At 68.6% G+C, this 20,208-nt stretch carries 18 protein-coding genes and 1 tRNA gene; 7 read left to right on the top strand and 12 right to left on the bottom strand.

All coding sequences use genetic code 11. The features are described 5' to 3' along the window. Positions 1–33: 33 nt before the first annotated feature. Positions 34–2,001, top strand: a complete 1,968-nt coding sequence (gene acs, locus KEC56_RS12635; protein ID WP_227531224.1) for an acetate--CoA ligase — start codon at positions 34–36, stop codon at positions 1,999–2,001. 43 nt (positions 2,002–2,044) lie between these two features. On the opposite strand, the gene KEC56_RS12630 is transcribed toward acs, so the two are convergent. After that, positions 2,045–2,662, bottom strand: a complete 618-nt coding sequence (locus KEC56_RS12630) for a TetR family transcriptional regulator (protein ID WP_227531223.1) — start codon at positions 2,660–2,662, stop codon at positions 2,045–2,047. Between the two features lie 106 nt (positions 2,663–2,768). Here KEC56_RS12630 and KEC56_RS12625 point away from each other — a divergent pair, with 106 nt between their 5' ends. Further along, positions 2,769–4,664, top strand: a complete 1,896-nt coding sequence (locus tag KEC56_RS12625) for a hypothetical protein (RefSeq protein ID WP_227531222.1) — start codon at positions 2,769–2,771, stop codon at positions 4,662–4,664. A 123-nt stretch (positions 4,665–4,787) separates the two neighbouring features. Here KEC56_RS12625 and KEC56_RS12620 read toward each other — a convergent pair whose 3' ends face one another. Further along, positions 4,788–5,246, bottom strand: coding sequence for a RidA family protein (locus tag KEC56_RS12620; protein ID WP_227531221.1), 459 nt, complete (start codon positions 5,244–5,246; stop codon positions 4,788–4,790). Beyond that, positions 5,243–5,467: a Sp36 family protein gene (gene sp36, locus KEC56_RS12615; protein WP_175985361.1), complete on the bottom strand. Its 225-nt coding sequence runs from the start codon at positions 5,465–5,467 to the stop codon at positions 5,243–5,245. The genes KEC56_RS12620 and sp36 overlap by 4 nt, the downstream gene beginning before the upstream one ends. A gap of 78 nt (positions 5,468–5,545) precedes the next feature. Between sp36 and KEC56_RS12610 the strand changes: the two genes are divergently transcribed. The 4 genes from KEC56_RS12610 to KEC56_RS12595 all read left to right on the top strand — a co-directional run bounded on the left by KEC56_RS12610 (position 5,546) and on the right by KEC56_RS12595 (position 10,054). Beyond that, on the top strand, positions 5,546–8,137 hold the full coding sequence (locus KEC56_RS12610) for a transglycosylase domain-containing protein (protein ID WP_227531220.1): 2,592 nt from the start codon (positions 5,546–5,548) through the stop codon (positions 8,135–8,137). Then, positions 8,134–9,075, top strand: a complete 942-nt coding sequence (locus KEC56_RS12605) for a metallophosphoesterase (protein WP_227531219.1) — start codon at positions 8,134–8,136, stop codon at positions 9,073–9,075. Before KEC56_RS12610 ends, KEC56_RS12605 begins: the two co-directional genes overlap by 4 nt. A 61-nt stretch (positions 9,076–9,136) precedes the next feature. Next, positions 9,137–9,210: transfer RNA gene (locus tag KEC56_RS12600), tRNA-Pro, on the top strand. A gap of 55 nt (positions 9,211–9,265) precedes the next feature. Next, positions 9,266–10,054: an HAD-IIB family hydrolase gene (locus KEC56_RS12595; protein ID WP_227531218.1), complete on the top strand. Its 789-nt coding sequence runs from the start codon at positions 9,266–9,268 to the stop codon at positions 10,052–10,054. A gap of 99 nt (positions 10,055–10,153) precedes the next feature. Here KEC56_RS12595 and KEC56_RS12590 read toward each other — a convergent pair whose 3' ends face one another. The 8 genes from KEC56_RS12590 to KEC56_RS12555 all read right to left on the bottom strand — a co-directional run bounded on the left by KEC56_RS12590 (position 10,154) and on the right by KEC56_RS12555 (position 18,655). Beyond that, on the bottom strand, positions 10,154–11,413 hold the full coding sequence (locus KEC56_RS12590) for an alpha-hydroxy acid oxidase (RefSeq protein ID WP_227531217.1): 1,260 nt from the start codon (positions 11,411–11,413) through the stop codon (positions 10,154–10,156). 10 nt (positions 11,414–11,423) lie between these two features. Continuing rightward, positions 11,424–12,131 (bottom strand): FadR/GntR family transcriptional regulator, encoded by a 708-nt coding sequence (locus KEC56_RS12585; RefSeq protein ID WP_227531216.1) that lies wholly within the window; start codon positions 12,129–12,131, stop codon positions 11,424–11,426. A gap of 60 nt (positions 12,132–12,191) precedes the next feature. Continuing rightward, positions 12,192–12,845, bottom strand: coding sequence for a thymidine kinase (locus tag KEC56_RS12580; RefSeq protein ID WP_227531215.1), 654 nt, complete (start codon positions 12,843–12,845; stop codon positions 12,192–12,194). Between the two features lie 9 nt (positions 12,846–12,854). Next, a complete protein-coding gene (locus KEC56_RS12575; RefSeq protein WP_227531214.1) occupies positions 12,855–14,327 on the bottom strand; it encodes a malate:quinone oxidoreductase in 1,473 nt (490 codons plus the stop codon). Positions 14,328–14,357: 30 nt separating this feature from the next. After that, positions 14,358–15,422, bottom strand: coding sequence for an aspartate-semialdehyde dehydrogenase (locus tag KEC56_RS12570; protein WP_227531213.1), 1,065 nt, complete (start codon positions 15,420–15,422; stop codon positions 14,358–14,360). A 24-nt stretch (positions 15,423–15,446) separates the two neighbouring features. Next, positions 15,447–16,733 (bottom strand): aspartate kinase, encoded by a 1,287-nt coding sequence (locus KEC56_RS12565; RefSeq protein ID WP_175985353.1) that lies wholly within the window; start codon positions 16,731–16,733, stop codon positions 15,447–15,449. Positions 16,734–16,814: 81 nt separating this feature from the next. Next, positions 16,815–17,432, bottom strand: a complete 618-nt coding sequence (locus KEC56_RS12560) for a response regulator (RefSeq protein ID WP_227531212.1) — start codon at positions 17,430–17,432, stop codon at positions 16,815–16,817. Continuing rightward, the gene (locus tag KEC56_RS12555) at positions 17,429–18,655 is read right to left on the bottom strand and encodes a sensor histidine kinase (protein ID WP_175985351.1); all 1,227 of its coding nucleotides are present in this window, start codon (positions 18,653–18,655) and stop codon (positions 17,429–17,431) included. Before KEC56_RS12555 ends, KEC56_RS12560 begins: the two co-directional genes overlap by 4 nt. 95 nt (positions 18,656–18,750) lie before the next feature. Here KEC56_RS12555 and KEC56_RS12550 point away from each other — a divergent pair, with 95 nt between their 5' ends. Then, positions 18,751–19,215, top strand: coding sequence for a DUF2871 domain-containing protein (locus KEC56_RS12550; RefSeq protein ID WP_175985350.1), 465 nt, complete (start codon positions 18,751–18,753; stop codon positions 19,213–19,215). Between the two features lie 18 nt (positions 19,216–19,233). Here the strand turns inward: KEC56_RS12550 and KEC56_RS12545 are convergent, their stop codons facing one another. Then, on the bottom strand, positions 19,234–20,202 hold the full coding sequence (locus KEC56_RS12545) for a DMT family transporter (protein WP_227531211.1): 969 nt from the start codon (positions 20,200–20,202) through the stop codon (positions 19,234–19,236). Positions 20,203–20,208: the final 6 nt, after the last annotated feature.

Raw genomic sequence — 20,208 nt, 5'->3', positions numbered from 1 at the left:
GCACGACCTCGTCCACCGCAAAGGAGCGCGTCCATGAGCAGCCAGATCGATCACCTCCTCGACGAGAGCCGTCAGTTCCCGCCGTCCGACGAGTTCGCCGCGTCCGCCGTCGCGAAGCCGGACCTGTACGAGCGCGCCGCGGCCGACCGCGACGGCTTCTGGGGCGATCAGGCACGGGAGCTGCTGCACTGGCACACGCCCTTCACCCGCGTCCTGGACTGGTCGACACCTCCGTTCGCCAAGTGGTTCGACGACGGCGAGCTCAACGTCGCGTACAACTGCCTCGACCGGCATGTCGAAGCGGGCAACGGCGACCGCGTCGCCCTGCTCTGGGAGGGCGAGCCCGGCGACGAACGGCGCATCACGTACGCCGAGCTGACCGACGAGGTCAAGCGCGTCGCCAACGTGCTCGAGAGCTTCGGCGTCGGCGCCGGAGACCGGGTCGCCATCTACCTCCCGATGATCCCCGAGGCGGTCGCATCCATGCTCGCGGTCGCCAGGCTCGGCGCGATCCACTCGGTCGTCTTCGGAGGATTCAGCGCCGAGAGCCTGCGCTCGCGGATCGACGATGCCGGGGCCAAGGTCGTCATCACCGCCGACGGCGGTTACCGCAAGGGCAAGGTGTCGCCGCTCAAGCCCGCGGTCGACCAGGCGCTCAGCGACGACCGCTTCGGCGAGCAGCAGACGGTTGAGCACGTTCTCGTCGTCAAGCGCGGCGAGAACGAGGTGGACTGGGTGGAAGGACGAGACGTGTGGTGGCACGATGTGGTGCCTGCGGCATCCGCCGAGCACGTCGCCGAGCCCTTCCCCGCGGAGAACCCCCTGTTCATCCTCTACACGTCCGGAACCACCGGAAAGCCGAAGGGCATCCTGCACACCTCCGGCGGATACCTGACCCAGGCCGCCTACACGCACCGGAACGTCTTCGATCTGAAGCCCGAGAGCGACGTCTACTGGTGCACGGCCGATATCGGATGGATCACCGGGCACAGCTACGTCACCTACGGTCCTCTTGCGAACGGCGCCACCCAGGTGCTGTACGAGGGAACGCCCGACACCCCGCACCCGGGGCGCTGGTGGGAGATCATCCAGAAGTACGGCGTGAGCATCTTCTACACCGCGCCCACGGCGATCCGCTCGTTCATGAAGACGGGGCGCGCGATCCCGCAGAAGTTCGACCTGTCGTCGATCCGCGTGCTCGGTTCGGTCGGCGAGCCCATCAACCCGGAGGCGTGGATGTGGTACCGCGAGGTCATCGGCAGCGGCAGCGCCCCGATCGTCGACACGTGGTGGCAGACCGAGACAGGCGCGATCATGGTCTCTCCCCTCCCCGGCGTCACGGCGACCAAGCCCGGTTCAGCGCAGGTGCCGCTCCCCGGCATCTCCATCGACGTCGTGGACGAATCCGGCGAAGAGGTCGGCAACGGCAACGGCGGTCTGCTCGTGATCACCGAGCCGTGGCCGAGCATGCTGCGCGGCATCTGGGGCGACCCGGAGCGCTACAAGGAGACCTACTGGGAGAAGTTCGAGAAGCAGGGCTACTACTTCGCCGGCGACGGCGCCCGCCTCGACGCCGACGGCGACCTCTGGCTGCTGGGCCGCGTCGACGACGTCATGAACGTCTCCGGGCACCGGCTTTCGACCGCCGAGATCGAATCGTCGCTCGTCGCTCACGAGGCAACGGCCGAGGCCGCGGTTGTCGGCGCATCCGATGAGACCACGGGGCAGGCCGTCGTCGCCTTCGTGATCATCAAGGAGAGCTACCTCGCAGCCCACGATCCGGCCGGTCTCGCCACGCAGCTGCGCAGTTGGGTCGGCGAGCAGATCGGCGCGATCGCCCGCCCGCGCGACGTCTACATCGTGGGCGAGCTGCCCAAGACCCGCTCGGGCAAGATCATGCGACGGCTGCTGCGCGACGTCGCCGAGGGCCGTGAAGTGGGAGACACCACCACGCTCGCCGATACCGCGGTCATGAGCATCATCTCGGCACAGGTCAAGTAGCGGCGGTCCGAACACCTCGTGCCGCTGATCGCGGTGCGGGGGTTCACCGTGCGGGTACGCTCAGCGCCCTCATCCGCTCGCGCACCGTGCGAAACACGGCGGGGTCGAACGGGAAGTCCCCGCCGTCCTCACCCACCAGCCGCATAACCTCGTCGCCGAGTGTGATGGAGAAGTTCACGATCATCCGCGCCTCGGTGGCGTGATCGGCGTCCGTCAGGCGAGCCGATGCCGGATGCGCATCCAGCCAGTTCTGGATCACGTCCTGCAGTCCGGCGCGACTCGTCCCGGCCGCCCACGACACCGTCGTCGTCGTGCCCGGCTCTCGGGCAAAAAGTGCGAACCGCTTGCGCAGGAGTTCGTCGCCACCCTGCCCGCGGACGGTCTCCATCACGATCCGCGAGGCGGCGATCACGAGGTCGTCTCGGTGCGCGCTCAAAATGCGCTCGGTGAGCACAGGGTCGTAGACCAGAGCGGATCCGAAGATCGCATGCTCGAGCGAGGGGAAGTAGTTGAAGAACGTGCTGCGCGACACCATCGCCTCTTCGCAGATGCGGTCGACCGTCACAGCGTGAACGCCTTCCTCATAGGCGATTCCGACTGCGGCCTCCTCCATGGCCCGACGCGCGACGCGCATCTTCTTCTCGCGGAGCCCTTCCGTCATCGCCGCCCCTCCTCTCCCTTCATCCCAGACTAGGTCAATATTCCTGGGTTGCGTAAAAGTTTGGACTGAGTCCATACTTAGCCATGAACCATCAGAAGGGATCACCATGGCCCACACCGCGGCACGACGACGTCGGAATCTGCTCTCCCCGCTACGCACCGCAGGTGTGCTGTCCGTAGCCACCGGCCTTGTCTTGGTGGGGCTGCCCGCGATCGCCAGCGCCGCGGAGTCCGAAGCAGGCCACATACTCATCACGACGACTCTCTCCGACGGGACGGCATCCGCTCCGCTCGGCGGCGCGACGGTGACCGTGCTCTCCACCGGCGAGCTCGACCAGGTCATCGCCACCGGCACCACCTCGGCAGACGGAACCGTGTCGGTGCGCATACCCGCGACGGACACCAGCTTCATCGCCGAGGCATCCTGGCCCGGCGCTGTCGGCGACCTCCTCGAACCCGCGGTGAGGAGGGAGTTCAACCCCACGCTGGGAGATCCCGTCACCCTCCCGCTGGAGGGCTCCTTCGGTGAGATCAGCGGCGCGGTGACCGCGACATCGGATGCCTCCCCTCTCGCCGACCTCTCGGGCGCGAGCGTCACCATCCTCAGTGGCGGCACGGCAGTGCAGCGCGTCGCCGTCGCCGCAGACGGCACATTCCGATCAGGCTCATTGCCGACGACCTCCACCGACGATTACAGCATCCGCTTCGAGCCGGCCACGGGATTCACGCTCGCGGATGCGCAGCCGTCGGACAATCCCGCCTTCGCGCTTCCCCGAGGCGAAGAGAGTCCCAGCCTCGTCGATGTGACCCGCTCCTTCGCGCTCATCTCGGATACCGCGGCACCGACCCCCTCACCTACAGCCACCGATACCCCGACACCGACACCCACCCCCACAGACACCCCGACACCGACACCCACCCCCACAGACACCCCGACACCCACCCCCACAGACACCCCGACACCCACCCCCACAGACACCCCGACACCGACACCCACCCCCACCACCGACCCGGTACAGCAGGCCTACATCGCGGTCTTCCAGCGCCCGGACGATGTCGGCCTCACCGGCGCTTTCAGCGGCATCTCGGAGCCCGAGCTTGCCGACCTGCTCGCGGCCGCGGCGGCCACACCGAATGTCACATTCCCTCTCCTCAACGGCTCGGGACAGGCGCTCGGCCTCGCGGAGCGGCCGTCTACGAACGAGGCGGCCGCCGCGTCCCAGCTGCTGTCGCCGGTGGTCTCCAGGCTGCCGGGTGTGACCGTGAACGAAATCTCGCTCACCGCGTTCGATCTCGAAGGGGCTCTGCACGCCGTCCAGGATCAGCGCGTCAAGCTGCTCGACCAGCAGCTTTCCTCTCAGGTCGCAGATGTGCAGAAACGCAACGCCCGCGTGGTCACGCTCAACGCGGCCATCACGGCCCTGAACGCATACGTCGCCGGGCCGACTGATGAGTCGCTGGCCACTGCGATCGCGGCCGCACGCCCGGCCGAGGAGTCGCACGTTCTCCTTTCGGCGACGTCGGACTCCACCGAGGTGAGAACGGCCGCTGCCGACCTCGTCGCAACGCTGCGCTTCGAACTCGACGCCGTCACGAACGCTCAGCAGATGGATGTGCTGCGACTGGCCGGCTTGACCGACAAGCGCAGTGAAGCGTTCGACCTGATGTCCTCATTCCTGACGAAGATGCAGGGTTCGCGGTCGTCGATCATCGGCAACATGCGATCGACCCCGGTATCGCTCGGCACTGTCCAGTGGGACAGCGCCGCCATCACCGGCAGCTTCAACCTCACCGGCGTCACGGACGGGGAGCACCACCTCATCCTCAGCTTCGACGACATCGGCCTCACCGTCGTTGCCGCGGTGACCGTGCAGCGCAATGAACTCGCCGCGACCGGAGGCGAGTTGAGCCCGGCGCTCTGGGTCGGGCCAGCACTGCTCGTGCTCGGAGCGGGCGCGCTGATCGGCTCATCGCTCCGGACGCGACGCCGGGCGCGCGTCTGATGAGGTGACACGGACGGAGGCCGCCGGCGCCAGGTGAAGTAGCCACGAGACTGCAAGGCCGCGCCGAGACTGCGTCGGTTCGACGCTGTCTCGGCGCGGCCTTGACGATTCAGCGGCGCAGCGTCACGCCAGCGTGAAGGTCACCTCGACCTCGACGGGGGTGTCGAGGGGCAGCACGGCGACGCCGACGGCGGCACGAGCATGGCGTCCCGCGTCGCCGAAGATCTCGCCGAGCACCTCGCTCGCTCCGTTGATGACGCCCGGTTGCCCGGTGAACGACGGGGCGGATGCCACGAACCCGCCGACGCGCAGCACGCCGCCGATCTTCTCCAAGCCTCCGGCTGCGGACGCCGCCGCGGCGAGCGCGTTCAGGGCGCAGGTGCGGGCATAGCCCTTGGCATCCTCTGCGGGCACCTCTGCACCGACCTTGCCCGTCGCCGGCAACTCACCCGAAGCGAACGGGAGCTGACCGGAGGTGTAGACGAGACCGCCGTGCACGACGGCGGGGACATAGGAAGCGACAGGAGGCGCGACCTCCGGCAGCTCGATCCCGAGTTCTGCGAGGCGTGCGGCGACGCTCATGCGACACCTCCGTCGAACTGGCGGGCGGCCTGCTCCGCCGCGGCGAGACCGGCGGTGTTCGAGCCGTCTGCGGTCACCGGGCGCTTGAAGTAGGCGACGAGCCCGCCTTCAGGGCCCTGGACGACCTGAACGAGCTCCCACCCCTGCTTACCCCAGTTGTTGAGGATCGCGGCGGTGTTGTGGATCAGCAGCGGGGTGGTGAGGTACTCCCACGTTGTCATGGCACTCCTGGCGTCGGTGACGCCCGGCATCCGTGCGTCAAGGGCGGTTATTCAGGGAACTCCCCTACCATCAAGCGTATGCCCCAGAAGAATCGCACGGCATCAGGCGTGCTCGGCGGTCTGCTCGGCCTCGTCGGCTTGAGCGCCGTCGCCGGCATCCTGATCACAGCCACGGTCACTCCGGCTCTCGCGGTGGCCGGCGCCGCCGGCTCGAGCGCCCTCGATCTGTTCGAGAATCTGCCGTCCTACCTGAAGCCGGACGAGCCGATGGAGCCGAGCACCGTCTACGCGACCGGCGCCGACGGCAACCCCGTCGAGCTTGCATCCTTCTTCGATCAGAACCGCCAGCAGGTCGAGTTCGACCAGATCAGCCCCGTCATGTACGACGCGATCCTCTCCAGCGAGGACAAGAGCTACTACGAGCACGGCGGCGTCAACATCGGCGCGACGGCGAAGGCCGTGATCGACAACCTTCGTGGAACGTCTTCGCGCGGCGCCTCGACGATCAGTCAGCAGTACGTCAAGAACGTCCTCGTGCAGCAGTGCGAACAGGGCGTCCTCCTCGGCGACGGGGAAGATGCCCAGCAGAAGTACGAGGACGAGACCGCGCAGTGCTGGTTGGATGCCACGAACGCTACGGGAACGGATGGCATCGAGCGCAAGCTGCAGGAGATGCGCTACGCCATCCAGATCGAGAAGGACTACTCGAAGAACGAGATCCTGCTCGGGTACCTCAACATCGCGAGCTTCGGCGGCACGGTCTACGGCATCGAGGCCGCGGCGAGCTACTACTTCAACACCAGCGCCGCCAGTCTCACCGTGGCCCAGGCCGCGACGCTCGCCGGCATCGTGCAGAACCCGAACACCTTCCGCATCGACCTCAAGGACGGCACGACGACCAACGACGCCGGCGAGGCCGTCAACGGCGAGGCGGACGGCTGGTCGCTGACCAAGGATCGCCGTCATTACGTGCTGACCCGCATGCTGGCCGACGGCAAGATCACTCAGGCGCAGTTCGATGAAGCCGACGCGTCCGACATCGTTCCGAACATCAACGCCCCCACGCAAGGCTGCGGCGCGGCCGGCAACAATGCCTACTTCTGCCAGTACGTCAAGTCGCTCCTCCTCGAGGATGACACCCTCGGCGACAGCCGTGCGGAGCGCACGCGCGCACTGCAGCGCGACGGGCTGCAGATCTACACGTCGCTCGATCTGCGGATCCAGGATCCCGCCGTCGCGGCGCTCAAGGACCGCGTTCCGCCGAACTTCGATAACCAGTACTTCGGTGCCGCGGGCGTCACCGTCGAGCCCGCGACCGGCCGCGTGCTGGCGATGACGCAGAACACCGAATTCCGTGAGACCAACACGGACGACCAGGCCTATTCGAGCCTCGTATACGCCTCCGACAACGCGCACGGCGGGTCAGGCGGTTTCCCGGTGGGGTCGGCGTACAAGCTGTTCACGCTGATCGACTGGCTCGAGAAGGGGCACTCGGTCAACGAGAATGTCAACGGGAACAACCAGGTGCTGACGATGACCGACTCGTGCACCGGCGAGGGCGGGCGATTCGACACGAAGAGCGTCGGGAACTTCCGGGATGCTCCGGGCTATCGGGGCACACCGATGGTGTTCACGCGCAACTCGCTGAACTCCGGCTACTTCGCGATGGCGGCGAAGCTCGATCTCTGCGAGATCAACAAAGTCGCCGACCGCATGGGAGTGACGATCGCTAAGGACGGGTCGAAGACGTACGAGAAGGAGAACGGGCCGTTCGCTTCGGTACTGGGGTCGAAGTTCATCTCCCCTCTCGCGATGGCCGGCGCGTACGCCACGGTCGCGAACAAGGGCGTCTACTGCGCTCCCCGTGCTGTCGACAAGATCGTCAACCAGAAGGGTGAGGAGCTCGACGTCCCGCAGGCGGACTGCTCACAGGTGATCACTCCCGAGGTCGCGGCCACCGCGGCCTACGCTCTCCAGGGCGTCATGGCCTCCGGGGGAACCGGTACGCAGGCGAACCCGTGGGACGGCACGCCCGTGATCGGCAAGACCGGATCGCACAACAAGATCACCACGATGATGATCGAGTCCAGCACGAAGGCGACCACCGCCGTCTTCGTCGGCCGCACCCAGGGCGACGCGAACATGTGGGGCTACATGTACAACGGCAACCTGCTGGAGAACATCCGCTACCTCGTCGCCCGCGACATGCAGAGCGCCGCGAACCAGGCTCTCGGCGGCGGCGACGCATTCCCGCAGCCGGACAAGAACCTCACCCGTCAGATCTACGTGAACCTGCCCAGCGTCGTGGGCATGTCGATCGAAGAGGCGACGAACACGCTGAGGAACGCGGGCTTCTCCGTGACTGTCGGCGCGGCCGTCGACAGTGACGTCGCCAAGGACCTCATCGCCGAGCAGAGCCCCGGGGCGGGCCGCGTCACCACTGGCACGACAGTGACTATCTCGCCGAGCAGCGGCACGCCGAAGGCCGCCGCGGTGCCGAACGTGGTCGGGTCGAAGTTCGCGCAGGCGAAGAAGGCGATCGAGGATGCCGGTTTCTCAGTGGATGCCAACGGCTGCAAGAACGGTGACGATGTGGCCGCGCAGAACCCCGCGAGCGGGGACGCGCCCCCCGGGTCCACCCTGTCGGTGCGGTGCGCGGGGAACGATTGAGCCGTAGGCCGGCCCATCCGGCCCTCACCGCGCTCGGCGCGGTGGGGGCCGTCGGCGTCGCGTGCGCCGTGTGGGGCATCGGCATCGAACGCTATCTGTTCACGGTCCGCGAGGCCACGGCCGCGGCGCTCCCGCCCGGTTCCGCTCCGCTGCGCGTGCTGCACATCTCCGATGCGCACATGGCACCGTGGCAGCGCCGCAAGCAGCAGTGGCTGGCATCGTTGGCAGACCTCGAGCCCGACCTGATCGTCAACACCGGCGACAACCTCGGCCACCGCGACGGACTCGCAGGTCTGCGCCGCGCGTTCGAGCCATTCGCCGGGGTACCCGGTGTGTTCGTCCACGGCTCCAACGACGTGCACGGGCCGACCCCGAAGAATCCGCTGCTGTACTTCGCCGGTCCGTCGAAGACCCACGTCGCCCCCGAGCACCTCGACACGTCCGCTCTCGATGCCTTCCTCAGCGACGAGCTCGGGTGGGCAGACCTCAACAACACCGCCGCGAGCGTGCAGCTGGGCGGTCGGCGTCTCGACTTCTTCGGCGTGAGCGACGCGCACCGCGAGTGGGACGATCTCGATGCGCTCCCCGGCGCCATCGCACGACTCGGCGAGCGGGATGCCGCCACTCCCCTGCTCGGCGTCACGCACGCCCCGTACCAGCGGGTGCTGAACCGGTTCACCGACCTCGGCGCGCAGGCGATCTTCGGCGGCCACACCCACGGCGGCCAGGTGTGCCTGCCGTTCTACGGCACCCTGGTCGCGAACTGCGACATCCCCCTGAAGCAGGCGAAGGGCCTCAGCGCGTGGACGCACGGCGGGCGCAGCATCCCGCTGAACGTCAGCGCCGGCATCGGTCACTCGATCTACGCCCCGGTGCGGTTCGCGTGCCGCCCGGAGGCGACGCTGCTGACCCTGACCGCACGGGACACGCCCGCCTGATCACGGCACGGCCCCCGATTCGGCGCTGCAGATATTTCCCTGTAGACTCGAACGGTTGCAACGGGGTGTGGCGCAGCTTGGTAGCGCGCTTCGTTCGGGACGAAGAGGCCGCAGGTTCAAATCCTGTCACCCCGACGTTGCAGGAAGGCCGCCCTCCAGGGGCGGCCTTCTTCCGTATCCTGGAGACATCATGACTGCCTCTCGCCCGACAGCCCCGCGCCTGGTCGCCTTCGACCTCGACGACACGCTCGCACCGTCCAAGAGTGCGATCGACCCGCGCATCGCCGCGCAGCTGCGCGCGCTCCTGCGCGTCGTGGACGTCGCCATCATCTCGGGCGGCAACGAGACGCAGTTCCGCTCCCAGGTCATCGCCCATCTCGGGGATGCCGCTGCGTCCGAGCTCGCGCGCCTGCATCTGCTCCCGACGTGCGGTACACGCTACCTGCGCCACGACGGCTCGGACTTCGTCGCCGTCTACGCGCACGACCTGTCGGATGACGAGAAGGCGGCGGCCCTGCTGGCGCTGCGCGAAGAGGCTGAGCGGCTCGGGCTGTGGGAGCCGGACCCGTGGGGCGCGATCCTCGAGGACCGCGGTTCGCAGATCACATTCTCCGCGCTCGGGCAGCAGGCGCCGGGCCAGGCCAAGCACGCCTGGGACCCCTCGGGCGAGAAGCGCCTGCGGCTGCGTGACGCGGTCGCCGCCCGCCTTCCCGGGCTCGAGGTGCGCGCCGGTGGCTCGACGTCGATCGACATCACGAGAGCGGGCATCGACAAGGCGTACGGCATGACCGCACTCGCCGAGAACACCGGTATCCCGCTCGAAGACATGCTCTTCTACGGCGACCGTCTCGACGAGGGCGGCAACGACTACCCCGTGCTCGCGCTCGGTGTGCCCTCTGTGGCGGTCGACGATTGGCAGCACACGGCGGACGAGCTCGACGCCCTGCTCCCGACGCTCACGGTCGCCGCGCCGCGATGACGTCGGTCACCACGCCGCGATCACAGACCTCTCCGTAGCGACGAGACCTCTCCGTAACCACGTGAATACGGAGAGGTCTCGTCGCTGACGAGAGGTCTGTTACCGCGCGAAGGCCTCCGCGGCATCCCGCGCGACCGGCACCAGGCGCTGCAGCTGCGTCACGTGCCGCGGCTCGAGCTCGGCGAGCGACGAGACCCCGAGCAGACGCATGGTCCGCTCGATCTCGGTGCGCAGGATCGCGATCGCCCGATCGACGCCCTGCCGCCCGCCGGCCATGAGGCCGTAGAGGTAGGCGCGGCCGATGAGGGTGAAGTCGGCGCCGAGCGCGACGGATGCCACGATGTCGGCGCCGTTCATGATGCCGGTGTCGATCATCACGGTGAAGTCGTCACCGACCGCGGTGCGGACGGACGGCAGCAGGTGGAACGGGACGGGAGCCCGGTCGAGCTGACGCCCGCCGTGGTTGGACAGCACGATGCCGTCGACGCCCACATCGCGCAGGCGCACGGCGTCTTCGACCGTCTGCACCCCCTTGATGACGATCTTCCCGGGCCAGAGGTCGCGGATCACGGCCAGGTCGTCGTAGCTGATCGTCGGGTCCATCGCGGCATCCAGCAGCTCTCCGACCGTGCCGCCCGTGGTGCTGAGCGAGGCGAACTCGAGCTTGGGCGTGGTGAGGAAGTCGAACCACCACCAGGGGCGCGGGATCGCGTTGATGATCGTCCCGAGCGTCAACTGGGGCGGGATGCTGAACCCGTTGCGCTTGTCGCGCAGGCGGGCTCCTGCGACCGGGGTGTCCACCGTGAAGTGCAGGGTGTCGAATCCGGCGGCGGCGGCCCGGCGCGTGAGCTCGTAGGAGATCTCGCGGTCGCGCATGACGTACAGCTGGAACCAGTTACGGCCTTCGGGATTGGCCGCCTTCACACCCTCGATCGAGGTCGTGCCGAGCGTGGAGAGGGTGAACGGGATGCCGGCGGCCGCGGCCGCTCCGGCGCCAGCGACCTCGCCCTCGGTCTGCATGAGACGTGTGAACCCGGTCGGCGCGATCCCGAAAGGCAGTGCGCTCGGGCCTCCGAGGATCTCGACGGAGGTGTCGACGTCGGGCGCCGGCTTGAGGATGCCGGGGTGGAACTCGACGTCCTCGAACGCCTGACGGGCGCGGGCGAGCGAGATCTCACCCTCGGCAGAGCCGTCGGTGTAGTCGAACGCGGCCTTGGGCGTGCGGCGCTTGGCGATCGCCCGCAGATCGCCGATCGTCAGCGCGGCGTCGAGTCGGCGCTTCCGGCCGTCGAGCTCTGGCTTCTTGAACTTCATGAGTTCGAGGAGCTCGGCGGGATTGGGCAACTGGCGCTGGACCATGGCGTTCCTCTCAGTCGGTGCCGGCGGGGGTGAGCCCGGTGGCGGTGTAGTAGCCGGTGATGTGGTCGTGGATGCGGGTGCGCGCAGCATCCGCATCGCCCGCGTCGACGGCGGCGACGATCGCGCGGTGCTCCGCGCGCAGACGATCGGCCATCGCATCCCAGTCGTCGATCAGCTCGGATCCGGCGAGGACGTACGATTCGACGGCCGTGCGCAGCCCCGCCATCATGGACGCGATCACCGCGTTGCCGGCCGATTCGGCGAGCGCGAGGTGCAGCTGCGCATCGAGTGCGAGGAACTCCCCTGCGGCGAGTCCGTCGGCATCCATGGCGTCGAGGATGCGGTGCGCATCGGCGGTGTCGCGCACGTCTGCGGAGGCGAGGGACGCGGCGACCGCGTCCTCGAGCACGAGCCTGGTCTGCACGACATCGGCCAGCGGGAAGCCCTGTGCGGCCACCTGCAGGCGCAGCAGCGCCGACATGCCCCCGGAGGGCGTCGCGATCACGATCGCGCCGGAGGAGGGCCCTGAGCCCGTCGCGGTGCGGATGAGGCCCATGACCTCGAGCACCCGCAGCGCCTCACGGACGCTCGAGCGCCCGACGCCGAGATCAGCGGCGAGCTCGCGTTCGGACGGCAGACGGTCGCCCGGACCGAGACGACCCTCGAGCAGGTCCCGCTCGATGTGCTCGAGCACGGTCTGCCAGGCGCGTTCTGCCATGAGCATCCTCCTGTGGTCTGACCACAGCGTAGCCCGTGTGGTCAGACCACGCAAGGGCGCTCAGCCGAGGCGGCCGCCGGACTCCTCGAGGTAGCAGTTGCCGCACAGCGACTCGTAGGTGACCACGTCGGGTGCCGCTCCCCCGCCGGCGGCCTCGTCGATCGCGACCTGGTCGCCGTCGAAGACGAAGCGGCCGCCGACGACGCGGCCATTGAAGACGGCCTTGCGGCCGCACCGGCAGATCGTCTTCATCTCCTCCAGCGAGTGCGCGATCGCGAGCAGCCGCGCGGAGCCCGGGAACGCGTGGGTGAGGAAGTCGTTGCGGATCCCGTACGCCATGACGGGGATGCCGTCCTCGACAGCGATCCGGAACAGATCGTCGACCTGCTGCGCGGACAGGAACTGCGCCTCGTCGACGAGCAGGCACGCGACGTCGACGGGGTCTGCGGGAATGAGTCCCTCGGCGCTGCGCCGCAGCATCCGCTCGCGTTCGTCCCGGAACAGCGCACGAGCGTCGCCGCCCGCGGGGATCAGGAAGTCGACCTCGCGCGTGACGCCGAGTCGGCTCTCGATCTGCGATGCGCCTTTGGTGTCGATCTCGGGCTTGGCCAGCAGCACGTGCTGACCGCGCTCCTCATAGTTGTACGCGACCTGCAGCAGCGCCGTGGACTTGCCGGAGTTCATCGCCCCGTAGCGGAAGTACAGCTTCGCCACGGCGCGGAATCACTTCGAGAGGGCCAGGACGTCGGCCGTCGCCGCCATCGACTTCTCGGCTGCCGCCGGGTCGTCGTTGAGCGTGTGGCCGTACGTCGGGATGAGCTCACGCAGCGTCGGCTCCCAGCCCTCGTACTGCTCGGGGAAGCAGCTCTTGAGCAGCTGGAGCATGATCGGCACCGCCGTGGACGCGCCGGGGGACGCACCCAGGAGTCCGGCGATCGAGCCATCGGCGGCCGAGACGACCTCGGTGCCGAACTGCAGGATGCCGCCCTTCTTCGGGTCCTTCTTCATGACCTGCGCGCGCTGACCGGCCTGGATGAGCGTCCAGTCCTCGTCCTTCGCCGTAGGCATGAACACGCGCAGACTGTCGACCTTCTTGCGGTGCGTCTTGACGAGCTCGCCGAGGAGGTACGTGATGAGGTCGGGGTTCGCGAACGCGACGCGCAGCATCGGCCACAGGTTGTGGGTGCGCACCTGCGTGACGAGGTCGAGCATCGAGCCGTTCTTGAGGAACTTCGGGCTGAACGTCGCGAACGGTCCGAACAGCAGCGACGCCTCGCCGTCGACCACACGGGTGTCCAGGTGCGGAACCGACATCGGTGGGGCCCCGACGGATGCCTGCGAGTAGACCTTGGCCTTGTGCTGCGAGACGACGGCCGGGTTCGTCGTCTTGAGGAACTGCCCGCCGATCGGGAAGACGCCGTAGCCCTTGATCTCGGGGATGCCGGAGCGCTGCAGCAGCTTCAGGGCCCAGCCGCCGGCGCCGACGAAGACGAACTTCGCGTTGATGCGGCCGGGGGTGCGCCCGAGGCTGTTGCGGTACTTCAGGGTCCAGCTGCCGTCCTTCTGCTTCTTCAGCGAGCGGACCTCGTGGTTCGTGCGCACGTCGACGCCGGAGTCCGACAGGTGGTCGAAGAGCTGCTTGGTGAGAGCGCCGAAGTCGACGTCGGTGCCCGCGGGCACGCGCGTCGCTGCGAACGGCTCGCCCTTGCGGCGCTTCTGCATGAGCAGCGGCGCCCACTGGTTGATGACGCGGGAGTCCTCGCTGAACTCGATGCCCTCGAAGAGGGGCTGCTCCTTGAGGACCTCGTAGCGGTCCTTGAGGTAGGCGACGTCCTTCTCACCGCGCACGAAGGTCATGTGCGGGGTGGCGTTGATGAAGCTCGACGGCGCGTCGAGCACGCCCTTCTCGACCAGAGACGACCAGAACTGCCTGCTCTGCTGGAACTGCTCGTTGATCGAGATCGCCTTGGCCGGGTCGAGCGGCCCGTCGCCGTTCTGCGGCATGTAGTTCAGCTCGCAGAGGGCCGCGTGGCCGGTGCCCGCGTTGTTCCACGGGTTCGAGCTCTCCTGGGCCACATCGCTCAGTCGCTCGAAGGCGACGATCTTCCAGTCCGGCTGGAGTTCGTGCAGCAGAGTGCCGAGGGTGGCGCTCATGATGCCACCACCGATGAGGACGACGTCGACGGATTCAGTCACCCGTCCATCCTAGTTCGCCCGCGGCGGGGGTCAGGACGCGAGGCGCTCGGCGACGAGCTCGGCGATCTGCACGGCGTTCAGCGCCGCTCCCTTGCGCAGGTTGTCGTTGCTGATGAACAGCACGAGCCCCTTGTTCTCGGGTGCGGACTGGTCGGCGCGGATGCGGCCGACGTAGCTCGGGTCGTTGCCTGCGGCCTGGAGCGGGGTCGGCACCTCTTCGAGAACGACGCCCGGGGCGGATGCCAGGATCTCCCGAGCGCGGTCGGGGGTGATGTCGTCGCGGAACTCGGCGTGGATCGACAGCGAGTGCCCGGTGAAGACCGGCACGCGCACGCAGGTGCCCGCGACGCGGAGGTCGGGCAGCTCGAGGATCTTGCGGCTTTCGTGCCGGAGCTTCTTCTCCTCGTCGGTCTCGTTGTCGCCGTCGTCGACGAGGCTCCCCGCGAACGGGATGACGTCGAAGGCGATCGGCGCGACGTACTTCTCGGGCTGGGGGAAGTCGACGGCAGAGCCGTCGTGCACGAGCCGCAGCGTGTCGCCCTGGGCGAGGACGCCCTCGACCTGACCGAGCAGCTCCTGCGCGCCGGCGAGACCCGAGCCCGACACGGCCTGGTAGGTGGAGACGATGAGCCGCTCGAGGCCTGCCGCCTCGGCCAGGGGCTTAAGCACCGGCATCGCGGCCATCGTCGTGCAGTTCGGATTCGCGATGATGCCACGCGGACGCTCGTCGATGGCGTGCGGGTTGACCTCGCTGACAACGAGAGGCACCTCGGGGTCGTTGCGCCACGCGCTGGAGTTGTCGATCACGACGGCGCCGGCTGCGGCGAAGCGGTCGGCGTACGCACGGCTCGCGGTCGCGCCGGCCGAGAACAGGGCGATCTCGATGCCCGCGGGGTCAGCGGTCTCGACGTCTTCGACGGTGACAGAGACGCCGCCGAAGTCGATCGCCGTGCCGGCAGACCGCGACGACGAGAACAGCCGCAGCTCACGGATCGGGAAGGAGCGCTCCGCGAGGATCTCGCGCATCACGGTGCCCACCTGGCCGGTGGCGCCGACGATGGCGACGGAGTGTCCGGAATCTGCGATGCGGGTCATGTTCGTCCTTCGTTCGGAGGGGTTCTAGCGGCCGGTGCCCGCGTGCACGACAGCCTCGTCCTCGGCATCAAGGCCGTAGGCGGTGTGCACGATGCGAGCGGCGTCGGCGAGGTCGGTGTCGCGCAGGACGACCGAGATGCGGATCTCGGACGTCGAGATCATCTCGATGTTGATGCCGGCGGTCGACAGCGCCTCGAACAGGGTCGCCGAGACGCCCGAGTGCACGCGCATCCCCGCGCCGACGACGGACAGCTTGCCGATCTGGTCGTCGTGGACGAGGCTGTGGAAGCCCACCTCGGACTGCTCGGCGGCAAGCGCCTTGAGCGCGGAGGCTGCGTCGGCCTTGGGCAGGGTGAACGAGATGTCGGCGAGGCCGGTGGCGGCGGCGGAGACGTTCTGCACGATCATGTCGACGTTCGCGCCGGACTTCGCCACGATCTTGAAGATCTCGGCGGCCTTGCCCGGCACGTCCGGCACACCGGTCACGGTGATCTTGGCCTGGCCCTTGTCGGTGGCCACGCCCGCGACGATCGGTTCTTCCATGACTTCTCCCTGATTTTCGCGGGGGTTCTTCATGCCCTCGCCCAGAACATAAGTGCCCTCGCTCGACGAGAAGGTCGAGCGCGCGTGGATGAGCACGCCGTGCCGGCGTGCGAACTCGACGGCGCGGATGTACAGCACCTTCGCGCCGTTGGCCGCGAGCTCGAGCATCTCCTCGCTGGAGACGTGGTCGAGCTTGTGCGCCCGCGGGATGACACGCGGGTCTGCGGTGTAGATGCCGTCGACGTCGCTGTAGATCTCGCAGACGTCTGCGTCGAGGGCCGCGGCGAGCGCGACAGCGGTCGTGTCGGAGCCGCCGCGTCCGAGCGTCGTGATGTCGCGGGTGTCGCGGTTGAACCCCTGGAAACCGGCGACGATGACGATCGCTCCCTCGTCGAGCGCCTCGCGCAGACGCACCGGCGTCACATCGACGATGCGGGCCGAACCGTGGTGGTCGTCGGTGATCATGCCGGCCTGGCTGCCTGTGAAGGAACGGGCATCGAAGCCCATCGAGTGGATCGCCATGGCCAGCAGCGCCATCGAGATGCGTTCGCCGCTCGAGAGCAGCATGTCCATCTCGCGCGGCGCGGGAATGGGGGCGACCTCGTTCGCGAGGTCGAGCAGCTCGTCGGTGGTGTCGCCCATGGCGCTGACCGCGACGACGACGTCGTGACCGGCGCGCCGGGTGTCGACGATGCGCTTCGCGACGCGCTTGATGCTCTCGGCGTCGGCGACGGACGAGCCGCCGTACTTCTGCACAATGAGGGCCACGTTCACTCCCAGGGATGTCGGGCAGATCCGCCCACGCGTCATTCTACGTTCGACGCGTATGCGCCCTGACGCATGTGACGGCTAGAGCAGCCCCAGCCGCCGCGCCTCGCTGGCCGCCGCCGCCCTGCTCGCGACGCCGAGCTTCTCGAGCAGGTGCACGACGTGCGTCTTCACCGTGGACTCCGAGATGAACAGTCGCGACGCGATCTCCTTGTTCGCCGCGCCCTCGTCGACGAGCATCAGGACGTCGCGCTCGCGGTCCGTGAGGGTCACGCGCGGGGCGCGGAGAGCGGCGATGATCCGGCTGTCGCCGCCGGGAGTGAGCACCATGGCGCCCGCGGCGGCGTCGCTGATGGCTGAGACGATCGTGTCGTTGTCGACGTCCTTGAGCAGGTAGCCGGCCGCGCCCGCCTCGATCGCCCGGATGATCTGCGCGTCGTGGTCGAAAGTTGTGAGGATGACGACGGCCGGCGGGTTCGGCATCCGGCGCAGCTGCGCGGTCGTGTCGACACCGTCCGTGCCGGACCCCAGACGCAGGTCGCACAGCACGACGTCGGGATGCAGAGCGGATGCCAGCGCCACGGCCTCCTCCCCCGTCGACGCCTCGCCGACGACGGTGAAGCCGCGCGCCTCGATGACGGAGCGCAGCCCTGCCCGCACGATGGGATGGTCGTCGACCAGCAGGATGCTCGCGCTCATCGCCCGTCCCCTGCCCGGGGAGAAGGCAACGCCCCTGGGGGAGAAGGCAACGCGGGCAGCGCCGCCACGAGGGTCGTGCCCTCGCCCGGCGCTGAGCGCAGCTCCAGCGCTCCGCCGAATTCCCGCAGCCGCGAACGCATCGCCGACAGCCCGTAGGACGTCGTCGACCCGGCCGTCTCGCCCACGGTGAAGCCGTCGCCGTCGTCCGTCACGGTCATGGTGACCGTCCCGGCATCCGCCGCGAATGCCACGCTCACGGTTGCTGCCCCTGCGTGCTGGCGGACGTTGGCCAGCGCGGATTGCGCGACCCGGAGGAACGCGACCTCGTGGGCGGTCGACAGCGGCGGCAGGTCGGCGTCGGCATGCAACGACGTCTCGATGCCGGTGTCGCGGCGCACGGCATCCAGCATTCGCTCGATCGCCGCGGCGAGCGCCGCACCCTCCAGCTCGGCCGGCGCGAGAGCGGCGACGATGCGGCGGAGGTCGGTGAGCGAGTGCTGCGCGAGCGACTCGATCTCGGGCAGGCGTTCCGCGTCGCCGCTCCGCGCCATGAGCACCATCGAGCTGAGCTCCTGCGCGATCGTGTCGTGGAGGTCGCGCGCCAGGCGCGTGCGCTCCTGCGCGGCTCCGGCGTCGCGCTGGGTGCGGGCGAGCTCCTCCTGCACGGCGGCCATCTCGTCCTGCGTCCGCACGAGCGAGGCGATCAGGCGCTCGCGCTCGGCGGCATCCCGCAGCAGCGCGTCGTAGCCGAGCGAGATGGCCAGGGCGAAGCCGCCGCCCAGCAGCGGACCGGCGATGTGCGCGAAGGTGATCGGCACCTGATGCACGATGGGAGCCGCGATCGCCGCGACGAGCACCGGCAGCGCGAACGCCACAGACCTCCAGCGCCGCAGCACGTGCCCCGCGAGCAGCAGCAGCGGGAAGGAGAGCCAGACGAACTCGGCGGAGATCAGCAGCATCCCGCCCCACAGGACGCCGAGCCCCGCGAGCCACCACGTGCTGAACCGACCGCGGGCGAACGCTGCGCCGGTGGCGTACCAGGCGAGGAACGCACCGGCCGCGAGCATGGCCGGCAGCAACGGCACGCCGGTCGCGATCGCGCGGAACGCGGTGACCGCCGACAGGATGGCCGTGATCAGGTGCAGGGCGAACCGCGCGACCGTGAGCATCCGCTGCCGTGCCGGATCGGCGCCCGGCGCTGCGGAAGCGGGCGACGAGGACATGCTCCGATTCTCTCGCAGCGGATGCCGGAACACCCGGAGCCGATATCGATCTTTCGATGGATCCGGCGGGGGCCGCGCGAGCGGAGGCTGGATCCATGACCACAGACACCACCACGACAACGTCGCGCGCCGTTACGCGCTCCGCACAGCTCCAGCTCCTCACCGCCGTGGCGGTGTACACCGTGCTGGGCCTGGCCGCGGGCGTCTTCTACCGCGAGTTCACCAAGCTGAACGGCTTCGAGGAGGGCATGGCGGGCCAGCTCGGCCTCGCCCACACGCACATCCTGACGCTCGGCATGATCGTGCTCCTGATCGTGCTCGTTCTGGAGAAGACCTTCGCCGTGTCGACGAGCAGGCTGTTCCGCTGGTTCTTCTGGATCTACAACGCCGGCGTCGTGCTCACCTCGTCGATGCTGATCTGGCACGGGATGCTGCAGGTGCGGGGCCTGGAATCGTCGAAGATGATCGCCGGGATCGCCGGCCTCGGCCATATGCTCGTCGGCGCGGGCTTCGTGCTGCTGCTGATCTCGCTGTTCTCGCGCATCCGCAGCGAGAAGTGACGGCCTGCTCGGGCGCGGTCAGGGCATCTGCGGCGGAGGCAGCGTCTCCTTGCGAGGGCGCAGCCTTCCGCCGGTGCCCGCGAACCAGCATCCGACGATGACCAGCGGGAAGCCGATCAGGAGCCCTGGCGTGATGGGCTCCGCCAGGAAGATCGTGCCGAGGACGATCGCGACGATCGGGTTCACGTAGGTGAACAGCGGGGCGCGCACCGGACCCACCTCGCGGATCAGGGCGAAGAATGCCACGAACGCAACGGCGGTGCAGACGACGCCGAGCAGAATGAGCGAGATGCCCGATCGGAGCGTCGGCATCTCGTGCTGGGTCAGCAGCGCCGCGGGCAGATAGCCCAGGCCGATCGCGAACAGGGCGAGGGTGATCGTGCCGATCGAGGGCACGTCCGACAGCTTGTGCGCGATGATGAACGGCGCGATCGCATACAGCACCGCCGTGAGCAGGATCTCGCCGATCGCGACGACGCTGGCCGACTCGCTCGGGAAGAGTCCGGGGCCCGCGACGACGACCGCGACACCGACGAACCCGAGCAGCAGCCCGCCCAGACGCACCGGGGCGAGCGCCGTGCGATCGCCCCGGAGCAGCGCGATGATGACGGCGAACAGCGGGACCGTGGCGACGAGCAGCCCGGTCAGGCCCGAGGGCAGCTGCGTCTCGGCGTGGCTGAGCAGCAGGAAGGGACCCGCCATCTCGACGAGGCCGAAGGCGAGCACCCACGGCCAGTGCTTCCACGCGGCTTTCAGTGCGCCGCTGCGGAGCGCGAACGGCAGCAGCACGAGCCCGCCGAGAAGAGTGCGCCCGGCGACGACGGCCGGCGGCGTGATCGAGTGCACGGCCTCTTTGATGAAGAGGTAGGTGATCCCCCACACCAACGCCATGACGGCGAACAGGATCCATCCCTTGCGCGTGAACCCGCCCTGGGCGTTCACACGGTCACGACCGGGCGCCTCGCGCCTCGCGCAGCCGACCAGCACCGTGCG

It is taken from the genome of Microbacterium tenebrionis (genome assembly GCF_020682665.1).
GTDB classification, from domain to species: Bacteria; Actinomycetota; Actinomycetes; order Actinomycetales; family Microbacteriaceae; genus Microbacterium; species Microbacterium tenebrionis.
The sequence above is the reverse complement of the archived record's forward strand: the minus strand, read 5'-3'. Positions and strand labels throughout refer to the sequence as shown.